The sequence below is a fragment of the Gardnerella sp. DNF01189 genome, assembly GCF_049244195.1.
Lineage (GTDB): Bacteria > Actinomycetota > Actinomycetes > Actinomycetales > Bifidobacteriaceae > Bifidobacterium > Bifidobacterium swidsinskii.
Window position 1 is genome coordinate 194156 of the sequence record NZ_CP058385.1, and the last position, 26552, is coordinate 220707.

General features: G+C 39.7%; 14 protein-coding genes and 1 tRNA gene. 14 read left to right on the top strand and 1 reads right to left on the bottom strand.

Translation table 11 applies throughout. The annotated features are described in order from the left end of the window. Positions 1-20: 20 nt before the first annotated feature. The 14 genes from uvrB to glgX all read left to right on the top strand — a co-directional run bounded on the left by uvrB (position 21) and on the right by glgX (position 25207). Positions 21-2135 carry an excinuclease ABC subunit UvrB gene (gene uvrB / locus HXT41_RS00840; RefSeq protein ID WP_248893271.1) on the top strand — a complete coding sequence of 705 codons (2115 nt, stop codon included), beginning with the start codon at positions 21-23 and terminating at the stop codon, positions 2133-2135. Between the two features lie 235 nt (positions 2136-2370). Beyond that, positions 2371-3810 carry a pyruvate kinase gene (pyk, locus tag HXT41_RS00845; RefSeq protein WP_116431777.1) on the top strand — a complete coding sequence of 480 codons (1440 nt, stop codon included), beginning with the start codon at positions 2371-2373 and terminating at the stop codon, positions 3808-3810. A 232-nt stretch (positions 3811-4042) separates the two neighbouring features. Beyond that, positions 4043-4116: transfer RNA gene (locus HXT41_RS00850), tRNA-Leu, on the top strand. A gap of 224 nt (positions 4117-4340) precedes the next feature. Continuing rightward, positions 4341-5918: an alpha-amylase gene (locus tag HXT41_RS00855; RefSeq protein WP_415691623.1), complete on the top strand. Its 1578-nt coding sequence runs from the start codon at positions 4341-4343 to the stop codon at positions 5916-5918. 259 nt (positions 5919-6177) lie between these two features. Beyond that, positions 6178-11832 (top strand): type I pullulanase, encoded by a 5655-nt coding sequence (pulA, locus tag HXT41_RS00860; protein ID WP_421788827.1) that lies wholly within the window; start codon positions 6178-6180, stop codon positions 11830-11832. 669 nt (positions 11833-12501) lie between these two features. Beyond that, positions 12502-13128: a hypothetical protein gene (locus HXT41_RS00865; RefSeq protein WP_004111317.1), complete on the top strand. Its 627-nt coding sequence runs from the start codon at positions 12502-12504 to the stop codon at positions 13126-13128. Positions 13129-13271: 143 nt separating this feature from the next. Then, positions 13272-13853, top strand: coding sequence for a tryptophan transporter (locus HXT41_RS00870; RefSeq protein ID WP_012914058.1), 582 nt, complete (start codon positions 13272-13274; stop codon positions 13851-13853). Between the two features lie 202 nt (positions 13854-14055). Further along, positions 14056-15939 carry an ABC transporter ATP-binding protein gene (locus tag HXT41_RS00875; RefSeq protein ID WP_103013977.1) on the top strand — a complete coding sequence of 628 codons (1884 nt, stop codon included), beginning with the start codon at positions 14056-14058 and terminating at the stop codon, positions 15937-15939. A gap of 59 nt (positions 15940-15998) precedes the next feature. Further along, positions 15999-16772 carry an energy-coupling factor transporter transmembrane component T family protein gene (locus HXT41_RS00880; protein ID WP_004111322.1) on the top strand — a complete coding sequence of 258 codons (774 nt, stop codon included), beginning with the start codon at positions 15999-16001 and terminating at the stop codon, positions 16770-16772. 54 nt (positions 16773-16826) lie between these two features. Then, the gene (menA, locus tag HXT41_RS00885) at positions 16827-17912 is read left to right on the top strand and encodes a 1,4-dihydroxy-2-naphthoate octaprenyltransferase (RefSeq protein WP_033888750.1); all 1086 of its coding nucleotides are present in this window, start codon (positions 16827-16829) and stop codon (positions 17910-17912) included. 232 nt (positions 17913-18144) lie between these two features. Beyond that, positions 18145-18933 (top strand): ANTAR domain-containing response regulator, encoded by a 789-nt coding sequence (locus HXT41_RS00890; RefSeq protein ID WP_004111325.1) that lies wholly within the window; start codon positions 18145-18147, stop codon positions 18931-18933. A gap of 79 nt (positions 18934-19012) precedes the next feature. After that, entirely contained in the window at positions 19013-22090 is a 3078-nt protein-coding gene (polA, locus tag HXT41_RS00895) for a DNA polymerase I (RefSeq protein WP_103013978.1), read from the top strand. A 21-nt stretch (positions 22091-22111) separates the two neighbouring features. Then, positions 22112-22996 (top strand): Nif3-like dinuclear metal center hexameric protein, encoded by an 885-nt coding sequence (locus HXT41_RS00900; RefSeq protein WP_116994800.1) that lies wholly within the window; start codon positions 22112-22114, stop codon positions 22994-22996. An 81-nt stretch (positions 22997-23077) separates the two neighbouring features. Continuing rightward, entirely contained in the window at positions 23078-25207 is a 2130-nt protein-coding gene (gene glgX / locus HXT41_RS00905) for a glycogen debranching protein GlgX (RefSeq protein WP_103013980.1), read from the top strand. A gap of 106 nt (positions 25208-25313) precedes the next feature. Here glgX and HXT41_RS00910 read toward each other — a convergent pair whose 3' ends face one another. Then, positions 25314-26417: a hypothetical protein gene (locus HXT41_RS00910; protein WP_004111335.1), complete on the bottom strand. Its 1104-nt coding sequence runs from the start codon at positions 26415-26417 to the stop codon at positions 25314-25316. Between the last annotated feature and the right edge of the window lie 135 nt (positions 26418-26552).

Here is a 26552-nt window from a genome sequence, read left to right on the forward strand (position 1 = left end):
AAAACTGGGGAAGTAAATACATGTCGAATAAAATTCAGCGCACAAACAAGCCTTTTGTAGTAAAAGCACCATACAAGCCTTCAGGAGATCAACCGCAAGCAATCGACGAGCTGGTTAATCGCATTGAAAACGGCGAAAACGACGTTGTTTTAATGGGTGCTACAGGAACTGGTAAAACCGCTACAACCGCTTGGCTTATTGAGCGTTTGCAAAGGCCTACCCTTATTATTGAGCCGAATAAAACTTTGGCAGCTCAGCTTTGCGCAGAGTTTCGTGAGCTTATGCCAGATAATGCTGTGAGCTATTTTGTGTCTTACTACGATTACTACCAGCCAGAAGCGTATATTCCGCAAACAGACACGTATATTGAAAAAGACTCGAATATTAACGACGATGTTGAGCGTCTTCGTCACGCAGCTACAGCAAATTTACTTACTCGACGGGATTGCGTTGTTGTGGCTACTGTTTCTTGCATTTACGGCCTTGGTACTCCAGAGGAGTATGCCGAGCGAATGCTTATGCTAAGCGTTGGTGAGCAGCTTGAGCGAGACGATTTATTACGCCAATTTGTGAGCATGCAATACAAGCGCAATGACATTGCGTTTACGCGCGGAACTTTTAGAGTGCGCGGTGACACGGTTGAGATTATTCCAGTGTACGAAGAATTAGCTGTGCGAATTGAGTTCTTCGGTGACGAAATCGACAGAATTACTATGTTACATCCTCTTACAGGAGAAGTAATTCGCCAGGAGAGTAGCGTTCATATTTTCCCAGCATCTCACTACATTGCAGGACCGGAGCGCATGGAGCGCGCGTTAGAGGCGATTGAAAAAGAGCGCGACGAGAGAGTAGCTCAGCTTAAAAAGCAGAACAAATTGCTGGAAGCTCAGCGTTTGGAAATGCGAACTACGTACGATTTGGAGATGCTTCGCCAAGTTGGTGTATGCCCAGGAGTGGAGAATTATTCTAGGCATTTTGACGGACGCGATGCAGGCACGCCTCCGCATACTCTGCTTGACTTTTTCCCGGATGACTTTTTGCTAGTTTTAGACGAGTCGCATGTAACAGTGCCGCAAATTGGAGCTATGTATGAAGGCGATGCTTCGCGCAAAAGAACGCTTGTAGAACATGGCTTTAGACTGCCATCGGCAATGGATAATCGACCGTTAAAGTGGAAAGAATTTTTGGAGCACGTTGGTCAAACTGTGTATCTTTCTGCAACGCCTGGAGATTACGAGCTTGGGCTTTCAGATGGTGTAGTTGAGCAAATTATTCGCCCTACCGGCTTGCTTGACCCTAAGATTGAGGTTCGCCCTGTAGAAGGTCAGGTTGACGATTTGCTTGCGGAAATCAAGGAGCGAGTAGCAAAAGATGAGCGCGTGCTTGTTACTACGCTTACAAAGAAAATGGCGGAAGACTTAACTGATTACTTCCTTGAGCTTGGTATTAAAGTTGAGTACTTGCATTCAGATGTTGATACTTTGCGCAGAGTGGAGCTTTTGCGTGAGCTTCGCGAAGGCAAAATTGATGTGATTGTTGGCATCAATTTGCTTCGTGAGGGTTTGGATTTGCCGGAAGTCTCGCTTGTTGCGATTTTGGATGCAGATAAGGAAGGTTTCTTAAGATCCTACCGTTCGCTTATTCAAACGATTGGCCGTGCTGCTCGTAACGTTTCTGGAACTGTTCTTATGTATGCGGATACTGTTACTGATGCTATGAGCAAGGCGATTAGCGAGACAGAGCGCCGTCGCGAAAAGCAAATCGCGTATAACAAGGCTCATGGAATTGATCCTAAGCCTTTGCGAAAGAAGATTAGCGATGTGAACGATATGCTCGCTAAAGAGGATGTTGATACGCAAACTTTGCTAGCAGGCGGTTACAGGAATGCTAATAAGGCTGGGAACTCGCATTATGGCGTGCCAAAAGAGCCGAATCTTGGGCAGCAAAGCAAAGAAAAGCGTATGGCGAATGTTTCTGAGCTTCCGCAAGACGATATTATGTCGCTGATTAAAAATTTGAGTGAGCAGATGCATGTTGCTGCAGAGCAGTTGCAATTCGAGCTTGCAGCGCGTTTGCGCGACGAGATACGCGATCTAAAGAAAGAGTTGCGCCAAATAAGCGATGCTCAAAGTTAGAAAATAACTATTATTCTCAATTATTATTCAACTATTGTTCAAGCATTATCTGAGCGTTATTCAAGTATTATCTGCGATTTTATGTTATTTTCTGTGAGCGTTCACAAAACGCCGAATAAATACAATAAGCGGTCACAATACGTTGATACACTGGAAAGCGGAATTGGGCGTTTTATGGTTTCTATCATTAAATCGCTCATAAAAAATAAACAGAAATAGAAAATAGGTAGGCATTATGCGTAAAGCCAAAATCGTTGATACTATTGGTCCAGCTACCGAATCCTTGGAAGGTATTACCAAGCTTGTTGAAGCCGGTATGGATGTTGCTCGTTTGAACCGTTCTCACGGCACTCCTGAAGATCATTTGCGCGTTTACAACAACGTTCGTGCAGCTTCCAAGTCCACTGGCCGCAATGTTGCTGCTCTTGTTGATTTGCAAGGTCCAAAGATTCGCTGCGGTTGGTTCAAGAAGAACGCTGAAGACGAAGATAAGGTTTATTTGGAAGAAGGTCAGGAGTTCATCATCACTACTGATGATGTTGAAGGTGACGAGCACCGCACTTCTACAACTTTTAAGGGCTTGCCAGGAGATTGCCACGCAGGCGACCCAATCCTTATCGATGACGGTAAGGTTCGTCTTGAGGTAACCAAGGTAGAAGGCAACGACGTTCACACTAAGGTTATTGTTGCTGGTCCAGTTTCCAGCCACAAGGGCATTAACCTCCCAGGTGTTGCAGTTTCTCTTCCAGCTTTGACTGAAAAGGATGAGGCTGATCTTCGTTGGGCTATTCGCACCGGCGCTGACATTATTGCTATGTCCTTCGTGCGTTTCGCTACCGATATTGATCGCGCTCACGAAATCATGGACGAAGAAGGTCGTCGTATTCCAATCGTCGCCAAGATTGAAAAGCCACAGGCTGTTGAAAACTTGGAAGAGATTGTTAAGACCTTCGATGGCATTATGGTTGCTCGTGGTGATATGGCTGTTGAAATGCCTCTCGAAGAGGTTCCACTGGTCACCAAGCGTTGCATCGAGCTTTCTCGTCGCTATGCAAAGCCAGTTATCGTTGCTACTGAAGTTCTTGGCACAATGGTTAACTCTCCAGTTCCAACTCGTGCAGAAGCTTCTGACTGCGCTAACGCTGTTCTCGACGGTGCTGACGCAACAATGACTTCTAACGAAACTGCTGTTGGTAAGTACCCAGATGTTACCGTAAAGACCATGTCCCGTATTTCTCAGTACGCAACTGAGCACGGCTATGATCGCATTCCTGCTGTTGAGCTTGATATGTCTAGCACCGGTGCTGTTTCTTCTGCAGCTGTTGATTTGGCAGATAAGCTTAATGCTAAGGCTATTGTTGCTTACACTCAGACTGGTCGCACAGTTCATCGTATTTCTCGTGAACGTCCAACCGCTCCAATCTTTGGCTTGACTAACAATGAGCACACTTATCGTTGGTTGGCTTTGAGCTGGGGCACTGAAGGCTTCTTGATTGATGAAGATTACCATGACATGAATCGTCACGATTTGATGATCTTCACCGACAAGGTTCTTCGCGAAGCCGGTAAGGTTTCCGATGGTGATCAGATTGTTATCTTGAGCACTGCTCAGGGTGAACGCCAGGCTGGTCGTACTGACTCCATCTACGTTCACACCGTTGGTGCTTGCGACTAATTATTTGATTCTGCGTTCTTGTACTAATACGCTAGTTCTTCTAGTTTAAGTGCATTTGCGCAGTAGTATAGTTTGCATAATGCGCGCTAGCTGTTTTGCAGTTCGCGCGCATTATGTTATGTATGATCAATATTGTTGATTTGCGACACGCGCAAAATGCTTTAACTATTTGCATGTGGCTTAAAGTGTGCTATAGTCGACAAGTCGCAAAAAAATGCGGAAAATTAAAAATGCCCCTGTATCCCAATTGGTAGAGGAAACAGCCTCAAAATCTGTGCAGTGTGAGTTCGAGTCTCACCGGGGGCACGTGCACGACGTCGCTTAGCTTGCTAGGCGACGTTTTTATTTTGTATTTTAATGTCTCGTACATAAACAATAAGCGTATAATAATAAAAGTATTCTCGCACAATGAAAAGTGCTGTACGTATGTGAAAGGAACAACGATGATCCACAGTGCACAATTGCAAGTAAGTGAGCGTAAAAAAAGTAATTATGCTTGCGAATTAATCGATAATTACAAGCGCAATGTAATGTGCTCTTTTACTGCAATTGCTGCAATTGCTGCTGTAGCAACAGTATTAATGTGTATTTTTGCTATTGTCCCAAACTCTTCGGCATTTGCTTCAACTAAATCAACAGACGGTCTTCCGCCAAAAGGTGTGATTGTTACTGCTTTTCAGCAAAATTGGAAAAGTATTGCAAAAGAGTGTAAGCAAACTTATGGTCCTGAGGGTGTGAGTTATGTACAGGTTTCGCCGCCGCAGGATCATATTAAAGGTACAGCGTGGTGGACTTCTTACCAGCCAGTTAGTTACAATCTAAATTCAAAGCTTGGCACTGAAGACGAGTTTAAAAATATGATTACTACTTGCAAGGCTGCTGGTGTTGGAATTGTTGTTGATGCTGTAATTAATCACACAACCGGCGATGGTAATAAAGATACTGTAGGTGTTGGCGGTAGTAAGTATGATGCGGCAAATCAAAGCTATCCGGATGCTGGTTACACAAAAGATGATTTTCACCAAATAGATAAAGATATTTACACATATAAAGATGCGCAAGTCGTTTGGAATTATCGTTTAGTTGGTTTGCTTGATTTGGATACTTCTAAGCCGCATGTGCAAAAAATTCTTGGTAACTATTTTGCAAAATTGCTAAAAATGGGTGTTGCAGGCTTTAGAGTTGATGCCGCAAAACATATGTGTCCTGAGGATGTGAAAGGCATAAAAGAAGCTGCTGCTAAAGCTGCTGGAACGAAGCCTGAAAACATATGGTGGATGCAAGAAACAATTGGTTTCCCTGAACAAGATCCTAAAATTCAGCCGGATCAATATGTTGGTACAGGCGAAGTAGATGAGTTTGAATACTCGTATCGCTTGCGTAATTATTTCTATGGTTCAATTGAGAATTTGTCTCATATTACAGATCAGCTTATTCCTAATAAGAAAGCCGCTATTTTTGTGACTAACTGGGATACTGAGCGTGACAATTCGACTCGAGTTCTCACTTATAAGGATGGAGCAAAGTACGAGTTAGCTAATGCTTTTATGCTTGCTTATCCTTATGGAACACCAAATATTTATTCTGGATATAAGTTCACGCAGCGCGATGATGGTGCTCCTGGTGCAACTGATACGCACATTCCAGATGTAAAGTGCGGCAAGAATTCAAAGTGGCAATGCGCTCAGCGTTGGACTTCGATTCGTGGAATGATTGGATTCTATAATGCTGTTAAGGGCACGAAAGTGACTCAATGGCAAGATGACAACGATAATAACATTGCTTTTAGTCGCGAAAACAAGGGATTCTTGGCGATTAACAATACTGACAAGCCTAAAAATGTGAGTTATAAAACTGATTTGCCTGATGGTGAGTATTGCAACGTATATGCTTCACGTAAATGCTTTAGCACAGTTACTGTAAATGGTGGGAAAGTAGAGACAACTATTCCAGCTTATTCTGCTATTGCTTTGCATGTTAAGGCTGTAGAGCATTTTGGAAGTACTTCCACGTTTAGTACTGTTACGATGATTGTAATTGTTTTCGCTGTGCTATTGATTGAACTAGCTTTGATTTTGCGCAAAAATAAGGCAGGTTCTAATAAGTAGGATGTGAAGTAAAAGACGATTTGGAAATAAATTTATATTGATATTATTACAGTTTTTGTATAGTTATTGCAATATTGTCAGTATGCAGATGGTATAATTTTCTCCGCTGATTGTACATATTATTAGGCGATGGTTAGCATCATAGTTGTGCTAGCCATCGCTTGTGTATTAGAGCTATTAATGCGTCCAAGGAAGGAGCGCGTTAATACCAATGGAGGAAAGGATACTGATGAGTCATCGTCGACACTTTGCATCGAAGATGGTTGCTATTGTTGCGTCTGTTGCAATGCTTGTAACTGGTTTTGCTGTTACAATTAGCGCAAACGCTGTGACTAGCGGGGAGTCTGCCAATAGCAAAGAAACTTCTACTAATGTAACTCTTAAAGGTAAGGGAGTTATTGTTACTGCATTCCAGCAGAATTGGAAAAGTATTGCTAAGGAATGTGAGCAAACTTATGGTCCTGAAGGTGTGAAGTATGTGCAGGTGTCTCCGCCGCAGGATCATATTAAAGGTACAGCGTGGTGGACTTCTTACCAGCCTGTGAGCTACAAATTAAATTCTAAACTTGGCACTGAATCTGAGTTTAAGAATATGATTACTACTTGCAGGGCAAAGGGCGTTGGGATTATTGCTGATGCTGTGATTAATCACATGGCTGGCGTTGATAATAAGGATACTGTTGGCGTTGGTGGTAGTAAGTATGATGCTGCTTCGCAGACTTTTGAAGACGCTGGATACACTAAGGATGATTTCCATAAGAGCACTGAAAATATTAAAGATTACACGAATGCTGAAGAAGTTTGGACTCACAGACTTGTTGGTTTGCTTGATTTGGATACTTCTAAGCCGCATGTTCAGCAAGTTTTAGGTAAGTATTTTGCAGATTTGTTGAAGCTTGGTGTTGCTGGTTTCCGTGTTGATGCTGTAAAGCATATTTCGCCAGAAGATATGAGGGGCATTAAAGCTTCTGCTATAAGGCAATACAACGAAAGTGTTGAAGATAGCAAAAAGATTCATGACATCTGGTGGATGCAGGAAACTATTGGCAATCCTTCAGAAGCTCAACAAATTCAGCCAGCTGCGCATTTGAATGAAGGCGAAGTTAACGAGTTTGGCTACTCTTACCAGCTTATGCAAAGTTTCAAAGGCTCGCTGATGAAGGCAAGTAAGCCTTTGAACAAAGTTCAAGACGGAATGGTTAAGAGCGATAAAGCTGCTATTTTCGTTACGAATTGGGATACAGAGCGCGGTAACAGCGTGCTTACGTATAAGGACGGTCGTCGTTACGCTTTAGCAAACGCTTTCATGCTCGCGTGGCCATACGGCACTCCAAACGTGTATTCCGGATACAAGTTCGATAAGAATGATGATGGTGCTCCTGGTGCAACTGAAACGTCTGTTCCGGAAGTAACTTGTGGTGCTAATTCAAAGTGGCAGTGCACTCAGCGTTGGACTTCGATTCGTGGAATGATTGGATTCTACAATGCTGTTCAAGGTGCGAAAGTCACAAATTGGCAGGATGATGGCGATAACAACATTGCTTTTAGCCGCGAAAAGAAGGGCTTCTTAGCGATCAACAATTCTCTTGACGAAAAAGAAGTTTCTTATAAGACTGATTTGCCTGATGGTGAGTACTGCAATGTGTATGCTGCAGGAGACTGCTCTAAGACTGTTAAAGTTGAAAAAGGTGAAGTTAGAACCAAGATTGGCGCTCGCGAAGCAGTAGCTTTACATGTTAATGCCACAAAGGCTAATCCTCCGGCAGGCTCTGCCGCAGACGCATCTGATCCTCAATATGGTGAAGAAAAGCCTGATGCAGGTATGCCAGAAGATCCTACAACGACCATTTACTTTAAGCCAGATGAAAAGTTTAACGGTAAAAAAGTATATGTTCACTACGGTATAGGCTCAAGCTGGACTCAAGCTCCTGGCGATGAGATGCAAAAGGCTTGCGATAGTTGGTATAAGAAGACAATTAGAACCAATGACAAAGTTTATGAAGCAGTGTTTAACGATGGCAAAGGTTACTGGTATCACGAAGGAGATAATAATAACTTTAAGATTCCAGCTCACACTGATTCGTATGTAGCTCAAGATCACAAGGGTAGCGTTGGAGTAAATCCTTGCCCAGTAGCATATAATCCAAAGACTACTGTTCGTATCCACTACAAGCCAAAAGCTGGTGATACTCGCGATATTGGCGTTTATTTGTGGGGCAAAGACAAGGATGGTAAAGATTTACCTGGAGCTTGGCATAAATTTAATGGCACTGATAAATTCGGAAAAGTTTTTGAAACTACGGTTGATGGTTCTTTTGAAAACAAGTCACTTTCCTTTATTACTACTACAAAAGATTGGAATAAAGACGGTGGCGATCGTGCTATTGAAAACTGCGCAAGTGGTCTTGCTGAAGCTTGGGTAACAGGCGGATCGGATACTACGCAGTTTGCTGCTCCAGACAACCTTAAGAAGAAGCCAAAAGAGCTAAAGGTAACAGTTCATTATCGCAGGAATGCTGGCGATTATGAAGGCTGGAACATGTGGACTTGGAATGACGGAACCGGTGGTACTGCTCGTTACTTCACTTCGCATGACGATTATGGCAAAGTTGCAACCTTTACTGCTAAGAATGATGCTGGTATTGACAGTGTTGGCTTCAAAGTTAGAAAATCTACGCCAATTAACGCTTGGGATCAACAAGATCCTAGCAATCGCAGTATTCCAAACAATGCGATTAAGCTAGATGCAAATAATCCAAACAAGGGTAGTGCTGAAGTCTGGTTAATGCAAGATGACATGACAGTGTACTTAAACGCTACTATGCCACAACTTACAGCTCACGTGATGTCTGCTGATATTGCTGGCTTAAAGAAGTTAGTTGTAAAAGTGTCTGGTGACGTGTCTTCTGTAAAAGATTCTGACGTAACACTTTTGGATACTAGTGAAAATCCTAGCAAGAAAGTTGAAATTGCTTCTGCTAAAGCTAATGGTTCAGAGATTACTATCGAAACCAAGAATGACCTTAATATTAAGCATAAGTATGAGTTGAGTATTAAAGGATTAGCTACAGGTATTAAGCTTTCTGCTTCCTCAAAAACTGGTGCTAGCGTAATTCGTACCGATGAGTTCGATAAGAAATACGCGTACAATGGTGATGATTTAGGTGCTGTGTATTCTGCTTCTTCAACTACTTTCAAGCTTTGGGCTCCAACAGCAACTGAAGTAAAGCTGATTACTTATAAGTCGACTGCTGAAAAAGCTGAAAAAGACAAAGAAACAGCTATGAAAGCAGAAGATCGTGGCGTATGGTCTGTAAAGCTTGAAGGTGACAAAGCTAATACAGCTTACGCATATGAAGTTCATTTTGCTGATGGCACAGTGAATGTTTCTGCTGATCCTTATGCGAAAGCTGCAGTAGTAAACGGTGAGCGTTCTGTTGTATTAGCAGATAAAGACGCAGGCAGTGCTGGAAATCGTATGCCAAAGTTTACGAATCCAAGTGACGCAACAATTGCAGAAATGGATGTTCGTGACTTTTCGATCAATCCAAACTCTGGTATTAGCGATGCTCATCGTGGCAAGTATCTTGGCGTAGTAGAAGAAGGCACTAAGACTAAAGATAAGCAGAATGTTTCTGGCTTTGATTATTTGAAGTCGCTTGGTGTCACTCACGTACAAATCATGCCAATGTATGATTTTGGTTCTGTGAATGAAACTGGTGACTTGAGCTATGGAAAGCAAGGCGCTCAAAACTGGGGTTATGATCCGCAAAACTACAATGTTCCTGAAGGATCTTACTCTACAAATCCTGCCAATCCAACAACGCGAGTTCAGGAAGCTAAGCAAATGATTGCTGGCCTTCATAAGGCTGGTTTGCGCGTGATTATGGATGTTGTTTACAACCATGTTTACGACGCACAAAATCATTCGTTTAACAAGACAGTTCCTGGATACTACTTCCGCTATAAGGATGGTGCTCTGAATGGTAATTCTGGATGCGGTAACGATACTGCGTCTGAACGTCAAATGATGCGCAAGTATATTTTGGATTCTGTGAAGTATTGGGCTACGCATTACAACCTCGACGGCTTCCGATTTGATTTGATGGGCTTAATTGACCTGAAGACTATGCAAGAAGTGCGTGCTGAGCTTAATAAGATTGATCCTTCAATTATTGTGCTTGGTGAAGGCTGGGATATGAATGAACTGCTTCCTAAGAGCGAGTCTACTATTCAACCAAATGCTTATAAGATTCCAGGAGTAGCGTTCTTTAACGATTCATTCCGCGATTCTGTAAAAGGTTCTGTGTTTGCTGCTAAGGGTACTGGTTTTGTCAATGGCAATACAGATAAAGGTGTTAAGGCTTTGCTTGAGCATAATTTGCTTGGTTGCCAATTTGGCACGAGTAGTACTGTTAAGTGCTGGAATGGTAATGCTGAAACGCACTTTGCTGATGCAGGTCAAATTGTTCAGTATGTTGAAGCTCACGATAACTTGTCGTTGTATGATAAGCTAAAGGTCTCTGCTCCTAACGACACTGAAGACGTACGATTGAGACGAGTAAAGCTTGCAAATTCAATGATTTTGCTTTCTCGCGGCATGCCGTTTATTCAGCTTGGTCAGGAATTCTTGCGAACTAAGAATGGTAACGATAATAGTTACAATGCTGGCGATAAAGACAATGCTCTTGATTGGAATCGTGCTGCTGACAAGTCTGATTCCGTGAACTATTTCAAGGGATTGTTGAAGCTACGTAAGAGCATTAAATCTCTTCGTGATTTTGATTATGCAATAATTAACAAGAACATGAAGATGATTGATGGCACTCCTGATGGTGTAATTGCTTACACACTTAACGATGCAGATAAGCAATATGTTGTAGTGTTCAATGCTAATAATGCTGAAACTCAAGTAAAGATTCCAGCAGGAAAGTATTCTGCACTTGTTGCTAATGGCAAAGTGAATGATACTGCTCAAGATGCAACTGTTGCTGATGATGGCACATACAAGATTGCTCCTGTTTCTACAGCAGTATTGCTTAGTAAAGATAAGGAATCTAAGCCAATTCCTCCGGATGCAAAGCCTGGTGATGAGCCTGGCAAACAGCCTGAGAATCCGTCTGAGCCTGGTGAAAAGCCAAAGCCTGGTGAGGATCCTAGTAAGAAGCCTGAGAAGCCAAAACCTGATCAGCCTGGCACAAAGCCAGCTCCAGCTCCAAAACCTGGTGAGCATCAGCAAGTTCCTGCTCCTGCTCCGAAGCCGACTCCGTCTGAGTCCAGTGAACAATCAAAGCCGTCTAAGCCTTCTGTTCCGTCGGAAAAGCCAGTTCCGTCGGAAAAAACAGAAAAGCCGGCTCCAGCTGATTCTGCTAAACCAGCTCCAGCTAAGCCAGCAGAATCTACTCCTGTACCTGTTGCTCCGAAAACAGTTCAGCAGCTTAATCCAGAATTAAAGGGAACTCTTAGCGTTGGTAACAATAACGTTGCAACTGCAGGTGTTGTTAACAGTGTGAGAATTAATGTTGTAAACAAAGAGTTCACCGAGCGTTTGCAGCGTGATGGAGTAGTTTATGCTTACGCGTATATCTATTCATCTCCACGCTTGCTTAAGGGTGCTGATGGTTCAAAGTTTGTGACTGTTCGCATGGTTAATGGCAAGCCTCAATTTGATGCTCAGTTCCCAGCTGGATATACCGGAAAGCATACGGTTGTTTTGGTTGACGAAAAAGGTAATCAAGTTGCTTGGACTGAAATAACAGTAGTAAATAATGCTGTTAAGAAGAATGTTCATGCGTTAAGTTCAACAGGCAGTAGTGTAGCGCAAATCGCATTTATTATTGCAATATTGTTGCCTGTTGCAGGTGCTTTCTTGATTAAAGTAAGGCGTTCTAAGCATCTGTCTTGCAATTATTAAAATCCAAAGTGCTTTTCGCATAATTTTGTGTTTTGTGATTAAGTACTGAGGTTTTAATAAAAAATGAGGGTAGTAGCAATTGCTAAGCTATTACCCTCATTTTTTATTTTTGCTTGCGTGTTGCGCTTATTTTTAGAAATTTTTTGCTTTGAATAATTTCGGGCGTTTTTTAAAATTATAGTAGCTGTTTTCCTTATGTAAGAATGGTTTATAGGAGATTTTTAAAAAGTAATGTTTTGCTTATATTTTTGAAAATATGATTATATTTTACGAATCAATATTTGCATTTGTACTTTTGCAGTGTTAGCATCATTTCCAACACAAATAAATATCGAATACTTCGGTTGAGGTTTGTGTGTGAGCCACAGTCAGCTAATGAGCTTAAGGAGGCAGTTATCATGCGTAACATGAACATGAATGCTGAATCTCACAATGCTCTTAACGCTGCTCGTATGTGGTGGTGGCAGTCTTCTCTTTGGTGTGAGTTTACTCTGAAGTTTTAGAAGCTGCGTATAAAAGCTTATAAAAGACCTCCGGGGTAAGCCCGGAGGTCTTTTTGTATATAAGCTTAAATTTTAAAAAATAACCAAATCACAAATCACAAATAACAACAAAATATTCGATAGCTTTGTATTCAAATAATATGAAGCTTAAACAAGGAGAGAAATCATGGCTCAAGAAATTAACGAAACCGTTAAGGAAGCTTACAACAATGGTGCAAACGCAACTACAGATGCTGCAGCTGCAATGATGCAAAATGTGAAAGTTAAGAATCACGCATTAGATATTACTTCACTGGTGTTAGTTGCAGTGCTTTTTGCTGCAGGATGCATTCTTGACTTTACTGTTGCAAAGTCTCTTTCTATTGGAAATATTCAGCCTGAGTTCGTTATTGCTTCATTCTGCTTGTCGATTTTGCTTGTTAGACCGAAGATTTACCAGGGTGCTATTATTGGTGCTTTGGCTGCAACGTTAATTCAATTTAATACTTCGATTCCGTTCCTTGAGTATGCTTGTGATATTCCAGCTGCAATCATTATGACTGCAATATTAATTGGTTATATTCGCGTGTTCCCAAAGGATGCAGCTCGTAAAGTAAGCGTATTCCCATTTATTGCTACTTTCATTACTACAGTAATTTCCGGTTGCATTTTTGCTCTTATTGCAGCTTTCTTTATTCTTCACTCTCCAAATATGGTAATGGTTATGTTGCCAATTATTTTGGGAACTGCAGTATTTAATGCAGTTGTTGTTGAAGTGCTTTACGCTCCAATTCGACTTGTTTTGCACAAGTAAAACAACATTGAAGAATAAGTAAATAAATTAACTTGAATAAACGCAAACAAATATAAACAAACATAAATGAATGTAAGTAAGCATAAATAAATATCAAAAGTCGATAATTAAAATTTGATTATCGCATTATGAAGGAGAAGATTATGAATCAGGAAATTAGCGAACATGCAGATAGCATGATTAATGCTGTAAGCATTAAAAAGCATGCTTTAGATATTACGTCTTTAGTGTTGGTTGCAGTTCTTTTTGCAGCAGGATGTATTCTTGACTTTACTGCTGCAAAAGCACTTTCAATTGGAAACATTAAACCAAACTTTTTAATCGCATCATTCTGTCTTGCAATCTTGCTTGTTCGTCCAAATGTTATTCAGGGCGCGATTATTGGTGCTTTGGCTGCAACTTTGATGCAATTTAACGCATCTATTCCTGGTCTTAATTATGTTTGCGATATTCCGGCAGCGATTGTTATGACTTTGATGATTATGGCTTATGTTCGCGTTTTCCCTAAGGATGCTGCTAGAAAGTTCAGTATTTTCCCACTTATAGCAACTTTTATAACTACAGTTGTTTCTGGTTTAATATTTGCTTCTACTGCATCTTTCTTTGTTCTTCATTCTCCTAAGACGATTTTTGTTATGCTTCCAATCATTTTTGGAACTGCTGTGTTTAATGCTGTTGTTGTTGAAGTGCTTTACACCCCAATTCGACTCGTTCTGCATAAGTAAGTGTTTGAATTTGTTTTGGATGATTTATTTTAGATGATATGTATTTTGGATAATATGTATTTGATGATTTTGTTGAATAGTTTGTGCTGGATAATATGCAGCAAGTCATATAATCATCAAAGAATATAATCGCAGAATAAATATAATCGTAAGATATCATTAGTAATTGTAATTGTTAGGTTTCTAAGAGTTAGGAATTATTGTGCCTTTGCTTGAGCTAAAAGATGTGTCTTTTAAGTATGTGAATCGGAATAAAGATGATTCTTTAGACTCTTCAGAGGCACAAGATTCCACTTTTGCACTAAAAGATGTAAGTCTTAGCGTAGAATCTGGCGAATTTGTGGGAATTATTGGTCCTTCTGGCTCTGGAAAAACAACTCTTGCTTCGCTTTTTTCTGGCGCGATTCCGCATCATTATTCTGGCGAACTTTTAGGAAGCGTTAAGATTGCGGGTCAAGACACTAACAATCTTGCTTTAACTAACATTGCTTGCTTGGTTGGATCTGTTATTCAAGATATTGATGCGCAAATGGTTGCCGCAAATGTTGAAGATGAGATTCTTTTTGGCTTAGAAAATTTTGGCGTTGCGCATAGCGAAATACCAAGTCGAATAGATGAAGCTTTGCAAATTGTTGGCATTAGTGATTTGCGTAACCGTGATTTAGACACTTTGTCTGGAGGTCAAAAGCAGAAGGTTGCAATTGCTGCTATTCTTGCGCTAAAGCCTAAAGTTATGGTGTTAGATGAGCCGACGTGCGCTTTAGATCCTGTTTCTTCTAAAATGATTTTTTCGATTCTTAAAGATTTGAATAAGAATTTTGGAATAACGGTTGTTGTAATTGAGCAAAAAGTTGCGCTTTTAAGCGAGTATTGCAAGCGTTTAGTTGTGCTTTCTAATGGCATTTTGTCGCTTGATTTGCCTGTTAGCCAAGCGTTGAAAAATATGGATTTGCTTTATTCTATTGGAATAAATTATCCGCGTACTACGCATTTGGTTAATGATTTACAGCGTGAGAATATTTGCTCTAAAAGCGATTTGCCTGTGTCTGTAGAAGATACAGTAAATACTATTGTTAATACGATTAATAGTGAAAAATCTTTGACTTCACATGTTGATTCACATAGTGAATTTGATAATCGTGAATGCGATTCAAATAAATCGGCGCTTGCTTGCGACTTTTCACACGAATCGCAAGTCTCTACACAATCTTACGCACAAAATAAATCGAAAAACGATTCACCATGTCTTTCGCTTAAAAACGTCAGTTTTTTGTATCAAAGTGGCGTTAGTGCGCTAAAAAACGTGTCTTTTGAAGCTTACGCTGGAGAGCTCGTAACTCTTGTTGGTAGAAATGGTGCTGGCAAAACAACTATTACCAAAATTATTAATGGTTTATTAAAACCAACAGAAGGCAACGTAACAATTGATGGCGTTGACACTAAGTCTCTTCGTATTAGTCAAATAGCAAAATATGTATCTACCTTATTTCAAAATCCTGACCGACAATTATGCAAAGAAACGGTACTTGAAGAAGTTACTTTAAGCTGTATTTTGATTGGTCAGAATGAGGACGAAGCTAAAGCTCACGCAATGGAAATTATTGATGAGTTGGAGCTGGATTCTGAAGCTAGCCCGTTTATGCTCTCTCGTGGCCAGCGTCAAATGGTTGCTTTAGCTGCAACAGTTGTAACAAATCCTAAGATTCTTCTTCTTGACGAGCCAACTTGCGGTCTTGATTACAAGGAATGCATGAGAATTATGCAAGTTGTAGAGCGTTTAAGAAAAAACGGTTGTTGCGTGATTATGGTTTGTCACGATATGGAAGTTGTGCTTGATTATGCAACTCGACTTATAACAATTAATGATGGAAAGCTTATTATTGATGGTTCAGCGTACGATGTGTTTGAAAAACCGGAAGTGTGCTCTGCTGCAGCATTGTATCCACCATTATTGTGTTCCGTTTCTCAAGGCTTGGTTGCGCATGGATTTAATAAGTGCAATGGCTTGTATGTGCGCGAAGAATTAGTAGAAGCGTTGCGCGGCGAAAAAATCACAAAACAGACTGTACAGAATCAGCAGAATTAACAGAAGCAATAGCAAATAAAAGTAGCAAATAAAAGTAGAAGTAAAGGCGTCTGATATTTATGAAAACGAGATTATTAACTTACCAGCCAGGTAACACTTTTCTTCATCGCACTAATCCTATTGCAAAACTAATTCTTGCTACGAGTGTTGTAATAAGCGTGTTTATTGCTAAACAGTATTCCGCGCTTATTGCGCTTGCAGCTATTATTTTTATTGGCATGGCTTTTACTCGTGTTGTTAAAACATTATCTGGTCTTATTAAAGCTATGTTAATAATTTCTTGCGTAATGTTTTTGCTGCAGACTGTTATTGCTCAAAGTGGCAACTATATTTTCTTGTGGTTCACATTGCACGGCATTGATATTGGTGCAAAAGCTGCTTTGAGATTGTTCTGCTTTGCTTTTCCTCTTGTTACCGTACTAACAGTAACTAAATTAAACGATCTTGCAAATGCTGTAGTCCAATATTTGCATATTCCATATTGTTACGCTTTTACTATAACTACTGCGGTTCGTTTTGTGCCTATTTTTGCGCAAGAAATGTCTCAAATCACAGAAGCTCAAATGGCTCGCGGAGTTGAATACGATAGTAAAAATCCATTTAAAAAATTAAAACTTATGATGCCTCTTATTGTGCCTCTTTTGGTTTCTTCAGTGCGTAAAGCAGATAGTTCTGCACTAGCAGCGGAAGAGCGCGGTTTTTATTTGCGCACACGCAAGTCTTCGTATTACAAATACCCATTCGGATGGCGTGGATTCTTGTCTCTAGTTATTTCTGCACTTATTATTGCTTTACCAATATGCACTTCAATCTTTTTGCCAAATTTAGTATAAAATATTTGTGTAAATCATAAATAAATAAATCATAAATAATTTATGAGGCTTTTGATGAAAAGTGTAAAAATTTGGCTTAAGGGTGCAAGAATTTACACGCTTCCAATAGGCTTAGTTCCTGTTGTTATGGCGTTTGCGGTTTCATTTAGAATGATACGATTTTCGTATTTTGAAGAACCAGTTATGCATCTAGAGCAATGTTTTATACAATTTTTCTTGTGCTGCATGGTTGCTGCGTTTATACAAATCGCCGTCAATTATGCCAATGATTATTGTGACGGATTGAATGGCTTGGATGAGAATCGTAGTTTGCGTGCTTTAAGTAGCAATAATTCAAAACCTTTGTGCGATGTATCTTGGCGCCTTGCAAATGCTGGAATTTCCGCGAAATCTGTGCTTAAAGCCGTAATAATTTCTGCTTTTATTTCTTGTATTTTTGGTTTGATTATTGTTTTGCGAACTGGAATATATTGGTTTATTTTACTTGGAATTGCGTGCTTTGCTGCAGCATGGTTTTATGCAGGAGGTAAACATCCTTACGGTTATAAGGGTTGGGGAGAAGTAAGTGCGTTTGTATTTTTCGGCCCTGTTCCTTTTATTGGTTCGTTATGCGCAATTACATATGGAATTGGTATTCCAGAAACTAGCATATTTATCAATAACAGGCAAAGGATTTTGGCTTGTGTGCTAATATCTTGCATTCCTGGTGCTTATTCGGCTTGCTTAATGATGGTAAACAATCTTCGAGATATTAAAAGCGATAAAGAACATGGAAAAATAACTGCTATGGTTAAAATTGGCGAGCGCAATGGCAGACGTTTATGTGCTGCTATGAGCATTGTTTCTGCTGTTCTTTTGATTGCATATTCTGTTTTGATTATTGCGTTACCTTCAGCAGTGCCGTCAATATGGCGCTTTTATAGTGTTGAAATTTTCCTCAGTTTTAGTGCAATTGTATGCAATTCTTCGTGGCATTTATTTTTTGCTACTTTTCAGTGGATTTTATTGTTGGTTATTATTATTAAAGCCTATAAATTTACTAAATGTGTGCTTATGGGTGACTATAAGGATGCTTTTCCTATGTGCGTTGCTCAGGCAATACTTGGTGCGTTGGCTGTATTATTATCTGCGATTATATAAAATAAGCAAAATAGTGCTAATTGTATGTGCTTGTTCGCGCGTCTTGCAATTCTTATGATATTATTAATTGACACGAACATGGTGCGCATGCGGTATTTTAATGACTTGCAGATTGTGTTATGATGCGCAATTTTCGCTAGTGTTTGTGAGTGTGCCGTTGCGCGAACGCCATGTTAAAGATGCATGGCGATGTTGCCCTGTGAATGTGTGGCAATGAAGTGAGGTTTTGGATATGCCAGGTATGGATGAAAATGAAGGGACAGAGCCAGCAATGCCTGAGGTACTTACTGATGATGAGCTGCGCAAAGCTGCAGATGATGAAGCTGTTCAGCGAGAAGCTAAAGAAAAAAAGGCCAATCATATTCGTACTGTAGTAGTTGCAGAAGATGAATCAGTTAATCGTATGGATTTAGTTGCAATGCTTGAAGATAACGGATATCAAGTTATAGGTCAGGCTGCTAACGGTCAAGAAGCTATTGAGTTGACTCGTGAAAATCATCCAGATGTTGTATGCATGGATGTTAAGATGCCTGTTATGGATGGCATTACTGCCGCTGCAACAATCTGTGATGAGAATATTGCTCCTGTAGTAATGCTCACTGCTTTTTCACAGTCAGATTTAGTAAAACAAGCAACTGGTGCTGGAGCGATGGCGTACGTTACTAAGCCATATGAAGAATCTAAACTTCTTCCTGCTTTGGAAGTTGCTATGGGTCGCTTTAGTGAAATCAACGATTTATTAGATAGTGTTGAGCGTGCAGAAAACAAGTTACACGATGCTGAAGATCAGTTGAAGAAAACAGAAGAAAAGTTGAAGAAAGCTGAAGATACTTTAGAAGAACGTAAGCTTGTAGACCGTGCTAAAGGTCTTCTTATGGATAAGGCTGGATTCTCTGAGCAGGGTGCTTTCCGCTGGATTCAAAAAACTTCTATGGATCAGCGTATCCCTAAGAAGCGTCTTGCAATGGCTATTATTGCAAAGTATAGCGATGATAAAGTAGAATCTTCATCTGAAAATTAGTAGGGTTATATTTATTCATTTTTATATAAGTGCATAGTTATTTATTAGTAATTTACGGAACGTGGGTGAGTAGTCAACAGTGAATACCGACATCGTTGAAGAACATTCTTCGGAACTTAAGAATGAGAAAGGAACGTTGTTGGTTGTCGATGGCCATTCTCTTGCGTTCCGTGCTTTTTTTGCAATATCTGCGGATAATTTTTCTACTCGCTCTGGGCAAGCAACAAATTCCATTTGGGGATTTATTACTATGCTTTCACAGGTTGTAAAAAAAGAGAAGCCTGACCGCTTAGCTATTGCTTTTGACGTTAAAGGTGGAACTTTTAGAAATACTATGCTGCCTCAATATAAAGGTACTCGTGATGCTGCTCCACAGGAGCTTCTTTCGCAGCTTCCTATCATTCAACAGATGCTTAAAGCTCTTGGTGTCACTTATATTGAGAAACCCGGTTATGAAGGTGATGATGTTATTGGCACTCTTGCAGTAATGGGTTCGAATGCCGGTTATAGAACTTTAGTACTTTCTGGCGATCGTGATGCATTCCAACTGATAGATGACAATATTACTGTTTTATATCCAGGACAGCATTTTAAAGACTTAAAAGAAATGGATAAGAATGCTGTTTATGAAAAATATCATGTTACGCCTAAGCAATATCCTGATTTAGCAGCGTTAAGAGGAGAAACTGCAGATAATATTCCAGGAGTTCCAGGTGTTGGAGATGGGTACGCTGCTAAATGGATTAATCAATTCGGCAGCCTAGAAAATATTATTGAACATTCGAATGAGATTAGCGGTAAAAAGGGAGAAGCTTTAAGAGAAAATATTGATCAAGTTCGTTTAAACCGTAAAGTTAATGCTTTAGTTTGCGATTTGGATTTAGGCGTAACTGTAGATGATTTGTGCTTTGGTGATGTTGATGCTGCAAAATTAGGAATCTTGCTGTCTCAACTTGAATTTGGCGAATTAAAAAAGAGAAAGATTCTCAAAACTTTTAGCAACGGTATGCAACAATCTATCGAAAATAATATGCGTATAATGTTTTCGTCTACGTATGAAGGTGACGTTAATGACGATAAGCTAGCTCAAAGTGCTCAATCAAATATTGACGCAGAAAATTTTCAAGAAATGCTAGCAGGCATTGACTTACATCATGTTAAAACTGTAGAGGACTTTATTGATTGGGAGAATTCAGTTTCTTCTTTGCTTTATACAAAAATAAAGAAAGATTCAAAAAATACTGAAGATACTTTCGATCAAGTAAGTTCTGAGGAAGAGAATTTTGAAGAATTAAATTCCGAAAAAATTATAAATAATTCTCGTAAATGTGCTGAACCTATACTGAAAAATCAAGAAGTAGTGATATACGCTCATGAGTGCAATAAGAATTCAAAACATCATTTTGAGTTGATTGCAGATTGTTTAATAATTCTTATTGCTAATAAAGCTGCAATATTATATACGACTGATTTGCAATCGTCAGATCAAGCTTTGCTTGAGATGTTGCGAAAGTTCTTGCAAAAAAATTCCTCAATAACAGTATTGCATGACTATAAAAAGCATTTGGGATTGCTAAAATCGCTAAAATTATTCGATTCGAATAATTCATTTGGCACTCCACTTCTTGATACTCGATTGGCATCATATTTATTGGAGCCAGATTTTCGAGCTGAGACTTTAGAAAATATGGCTGAGCATTATTTAGATATTCAGTCAGTTGAAGATAATTTGGGTGAAAATGAAGCTAAGCAAGGTGAGCTTGATCTTCTTATTGACAATGAAGTGTCATCTAGTGAAGAAGAAACTAATGAAAAGCAAACTCAAGCACGTGAAGCAAAATTCTTGAAAACTGCGCTTCTTATTCGTCTTTTGGCTCTTCATTTTGCTTCAACACTTGACGATAGGAAACAAACTGGTTTGATGACTGATTTGGAAATGCCTATTTCGCGAGTTTTGCGTGGCATGGAAGACGTCGGTGCTGCAGTCGATATGCAACGTTTAAGTGGTATGCTTAAGCAATTTTCTGCAGATGCTGAGTTTGCGCAAAATATGGCTTGGAAAGTTGCAGGTAGTTCTGTTAATTTACAAAGCCCTAAGCAGTTGCAACAAATACTTTTTGAGCATTTTGGTCTTAAACCTACTCGTCGCACAAAGAATGGCTCGTACACGACTAATGCCGAAGCTTTGCAAGCTATGTACGTTAAACTCGATCCCGAAGAACCTGCAAGTCAATTCTTGGGTGCTTTACTTAAACATCGCGAAACTAATAAATTGAAACAGATTGTGCAAAGTTTAATTGATGCAGCTCATTATGACGATAGGCGCATCCATACAACTTTTGAGCAGACTATTGCAGCAACTGGTCGTTTAAGTTCTGCTGATCCTAATCTTCAAAATATTCCTAATAGGAATGCTGCTGGTCGTGAAATTCGTGCTGCTTTTATTCCAGGAGAAGAATTTGAATATTTAATGAGTTGTGATTATTCACAAGTTGAGCTTCGTATTATGGCCCATGCATCTCATGATAAAACTCTTATCGAAGCATTCCGTTCCGGCGTAGATTTTCATAAATATGTTGCTAGCTTAGTTTATAAGATTCCTGTTGAACAAGTAAGTCCGGATCAACGTTCTCACGTAAAAGCTATGAGCTATGGATTGGCATATGGATTGAGTACTTATGGGCTGGCAAAACAGCTTTCTATTAGTCCGGCTGAAGCTGAAATGTTAAAAAATAAGTATTTTGATACTTTTGGCAATGTTCATGACTATTTGGAATCTCTTGTGTCGAAGGCAAAAGAACTTGGGTACACAGAAACTATGTTTGGTCGACGTAGGTATTTCCCGCAACTTTCTTCCAATAATCGTGCATCTCGTGAAGCTGCTGAGCGCGGAGCTCTTAATGCTCCAATACAAGGTACTGCCGCAGATATTATGAAACTTGCTATGCTTCGTGTTGATTTGGGATTGCGTGAAGCAAAAGTGCGCAGCCGCGTAATATTGCAAATACATGATGAATTGATTCTGGAAATTTCACATGGTGAGCAAGCGCAGGTAGAAAATATTGTGCGTAAAGCTATGGAAAATGCTGTGCATTTAGACGTTCCTCTTAATGTTTCTACTGGAGTTGGTGTAGATTGGCAACTAGCAGCGCATTAGCACTGCTTAAAGGTAGAAGAAATGATTAGATTAAGCAAAGTAATTGAAGCTATAGAAACATTGTACCCATTAAGCTTTGCTGAAGAGTGGGATGAGCCTGGTCTTATTGTTGGAGACTTGAATTCCCAAATTCAGCGAATCGTATGTGTTAGTGATCCTACGATTAGCGCAGTTGATCGAGCGTTATCAATGGGTGCAAACCTATTAGTGACTCATCATCCGCTATTTTTCAAAGCTGTGCATGGAGTTTCAAACGAAACTGTTCGTGGCGAAATTGTGCAACGCTTAATTAGTAATAATTGTGCGCTATGGGTTGGTCACACTAATGCGGATGTCGCGTGGCGCGGAGTTGCTCATGCTGCGGCAGAGTATTTTGGTCTTCATAATTTGCGTCCAATTGTTGTTTCTAAACAGATTGATTCTGCTGGACGTAACATTGGCTTAGGCAGAATTGGTGTTTTGGATGTGCCAATATCATTGCGTGATTTTGCGCAAAATGTTTTTAACGTTCTTCCTCATACAAAAGTTGGTGTTCAAGTTGCTGGAAATCTTGATGCGAAAGTTAGTACAGTAGCTGTTTTGCCTGGTTCTGGGGAAAGCTTGTTAGATGAAGTTCGCAAGGAAAAAGTTGACGTATATGTTACAAGCGATTTGCGTCATCATCCTGCACTTGATGCAATTGAGCGAGCTAAATATGAATCGAAACTGCGTCTTTCTTCTGGTGAAGATTACATTCAACATACATATCCTATGATTATTAACACTTCTCATAGTGCTATTGAATCATTGTGGTTTACTTATGCGATTAATGATATTGCTGATTGCATAGAAGAAATGTATGGAGAGTGTCCAGAAGTTGCTTGGTTAGGTGAAGCTTGCGATCCATGGAATTACGTTATTAATTGAGGCTTTCATTTAAATTCAATCTTTTTTTAAATAACGTCAACATGACGTGAAAACTACTCGAATATATGAGATACTTATATTATGCATATACGACCAGGTTCCATGTATCCGCTTGGCGCAAACTATGATGGCGCTGGCGTGAATTTTGCGCTGTTTTCCGAAGTTGCAAAGCGCGTTGAATTATGTTTATTCGATGAGCATGATAACGAAACACGTATTGATATGACTGAGCAGAACTCATACGTGTGGCATAACTATGTCTCAGGCATACAGCCTGGTCAGCGTTATGGTTATCGTGTTCACGGACCTTATGATCCTTCTCATGGTTTATGGTGTAATCCTCATAAGTTGTTGCTTGACCCATATGCCAAGGCGATTGAAGGAAATATAGACGGTGATGAGAGTCTTTTCTCTTATTGGTTTGATAATCCAGATGATATTTCAGCAATGAATACTTTAGATTCTGCGGATCATACGATGAAGGCTGCAGTTATTAATCCGTATTTTGATTGGGGTAATGATCAGCACCCTATGATTCCGTATCATGATTCCGTTATTTACGAAGCTCATGTTCGTGGAATGACTAATCTTGATAAACGTGTTCCTCCAGATATTAGAGGCACTTATGCTGGACTTGCACATCCAAGCGTTATTTCTTATTTAAGGAAGCTTGGTGTTACGGCAATAGAATTGATGCCTATTCATCAGTTTGTAAACGATTCTTTCTTGCAAAATAAAGGATTAAGTAACTATTGGGGATACAACACTATTGGTTTCTTCGCTCCTCAAAATTCTTACTCCAGTTCTGGTCAGCGCGGAGAGCAAGTTAACGAATTTAAATCAATGGTTAAGGCATATCATGCTGCAGGTATGGAAGTTATTCTAGACGTGGTTTACAATCACACTGCTGAAGGCAATGACCGTGGTCCTACTTTGAGTTTCCGTGGTATTGATAATCGCGCATATTATCGCCTTGTAGATAATGACCAGCGTCATTATTTTGATACTACCGGTACTGGTAATTCCTTACTTATGCGTTCTCCAAAAGCATTGCGGTTAATCACAGATAGTTTGCGTTATTGGGTAACTGAAATGCATGTTGATGGCTTCCGTTTCGATTTAGCAGCAACTCTTGCGCGTCAGTTCCAAGAAGTAGATAAACTTTCTGCATTCTTTGACATTATTGAGCAGGATCCTATTATTTCAAGTGTAAAACTTATCGCTGAGCCTTGGGATATTGGTGTTGGTGGATATCAAGTTGGTGGATTCCCTCCAAGTTGGTCCGAATGGAATGGAAGATATCGCGATTGTGTCCGCGACTTTTGGCGTTCACAACCATCTACATTACCTGAATTTGCCAGTAGACTTATGGGTAGCTCAGATTTATATGAGCAAAATGGACGAAAGCCTGTAGCTTCCGTGAACTTTATTACAGCTCACGATGGCTTCACTATGAACGATTTAGTTAGCTATAACGAAAAGCATAATGAAGCTAATAAGGAAGGCAATTGCGATGGTGCGAACGACAATCGTTCGTGGAATTGCGGTGTTGAAGGACCTACTAATATTCACGATGTTAATGAATTGCGTGAACGTCAAATACGTAATTTGTTCTCAACTCTTTTGGTGAGCCAGGGTATTCCTATGATATGCGCTGGTGATGAAGTCATGCGTACGCAGAAGGGCAATAACAATGCTTATTGTCAAGATAACGCTATTTCGTGGATAAGCTGGGATTATAACGAAACTCAACGAGATATGTTCGATTTCGTTTCCAAGCTTATTCACTTGCGATTAAAGCACCCTGTGTTGCATCGTCGTCGTTTCTTTACGGGTCGTTCTGCTGGAGATGATGTAAGCGATATTCCACAAGTTGAATGGCTTGATCATAACGGTACTGTTATGGATATGGAGGACTGGTCAAATACTCATGCTTTATCTGTGATGATTTATTTGAATGGTTCGGATATTCCAGAAACTGACTGGTATGGAACGAGAATGGTTGATAATGACTTTATTCTTATTTTTAATGCGCATTATGAACCTATTACTTTTACTTTGCCAGATAAACGTTATGGTGAGAAGTGGAAGTTGATTGTGGACACATATAATCCAAAGGGTCCAGAATTGTTATATGAGGCAGGATTTAATATTGTTGCACAATCTCGTAGTTTCTTGCTTCTTATGAGTGAGCATAAACCAGAACATTAAATATTATGCTTTATTTGTAAAGAATTTCGTGACTTGTAAAAACTAAAAGCAGCGCAGAAATTTAAGTTTCTACGCTGCTTTTGTTAGTTTAATTTATCTTTTGTTCTTATTCTATTTGTGCTTTTGAGCTTCTATTTAATACTAAAGCTTGATTTATTTTTGATTGAAGACGATCGCTTTGCATAGCCGCAACTTGTCGTGAAAATACAATAATCCATCCAAGAAATAGCAGACACGATAATGCTTCAACATTTGTAAGAGTATTATTTCCATGTATCCACTGATTTCCTGCCCACGCAGTAAGAATAACCGCTAAATCGGAAGCAATATAGAATGTGCGAGAAAGCTTAGGCGCAAGCCATGGAAGACATACAAGCATTGTGCAAATTAATCCTGTTACTCCTCGAGCACACAAATCATGTAAGAAAGGATGTGGTGTGTATCTAAAAGTTCCTATTCCAATAAACGATATTCCTCCAAGAATCAGCAAAGCTGCCATAACAGTTGTGCGCATCTTGAAGTGTTTAATTAGTTTTTGGCTATTGTGTTGCAGCATTTCATGCTGCGTTGCAACGAATTCAGTAATAGCAAAGTAGCTCGTTATGATAATGCAAATTCCTGACAAAACAAGTGTTGCATTAAACATACTAGCTGCAAATGTTGTGCGGTCTCCAAGTTGAGAGAAATTATTGTTATACCAGTACGGATCATCTGTCGTAAGACCTGCAGTTGCAGCTCCAGAAATAACGAATAATGGCAGGAGAGAAGCCACTGTTTTAGCTTCGAGAAGTTCAGCTTGAATAAGAGTTGCGTATCCAACAATTCCAGATAATGCTGAGCATAATACTGGTAAATAACTGTTCATTGCTGCTCTGCCAATAATACTATTAATAATAGATAGCAAAGCAAAAGACATAAGAAACATTGTCGCGCCGTAAATCGTAGAAAGTGCTGTTATTTCAAACGCATGCTTAGCTACTCGAATTAAGTGATGGCTGATAACTTTTTTATTTGTACGCAAGTATCCAACAATAAAAGCGCCTACGCTGCACAAAGACACAATAGTTGAAGCTGTAAGGAATAGTCGCTGACTAATTTGCCAAAACGCTGGCATTGTTACCATATACATTCTCATAATAATCATTCCACAAGCTGCGCAAACTATGAATGATATTAAGCCCATTGCCTCTGTTCGCTGGAAGCGTCCCATACTTAGCCCCTTTTTCTTCAAACTAATTCTATTGTATCGTTTGGTAGCTAGTAATGAGTTTTGCTAGTTGAATTTTGTAATGAAGAAAAAATTTTCATAATACGTGTGTCGTAATTTGCATTTGTCTGCAAAGTG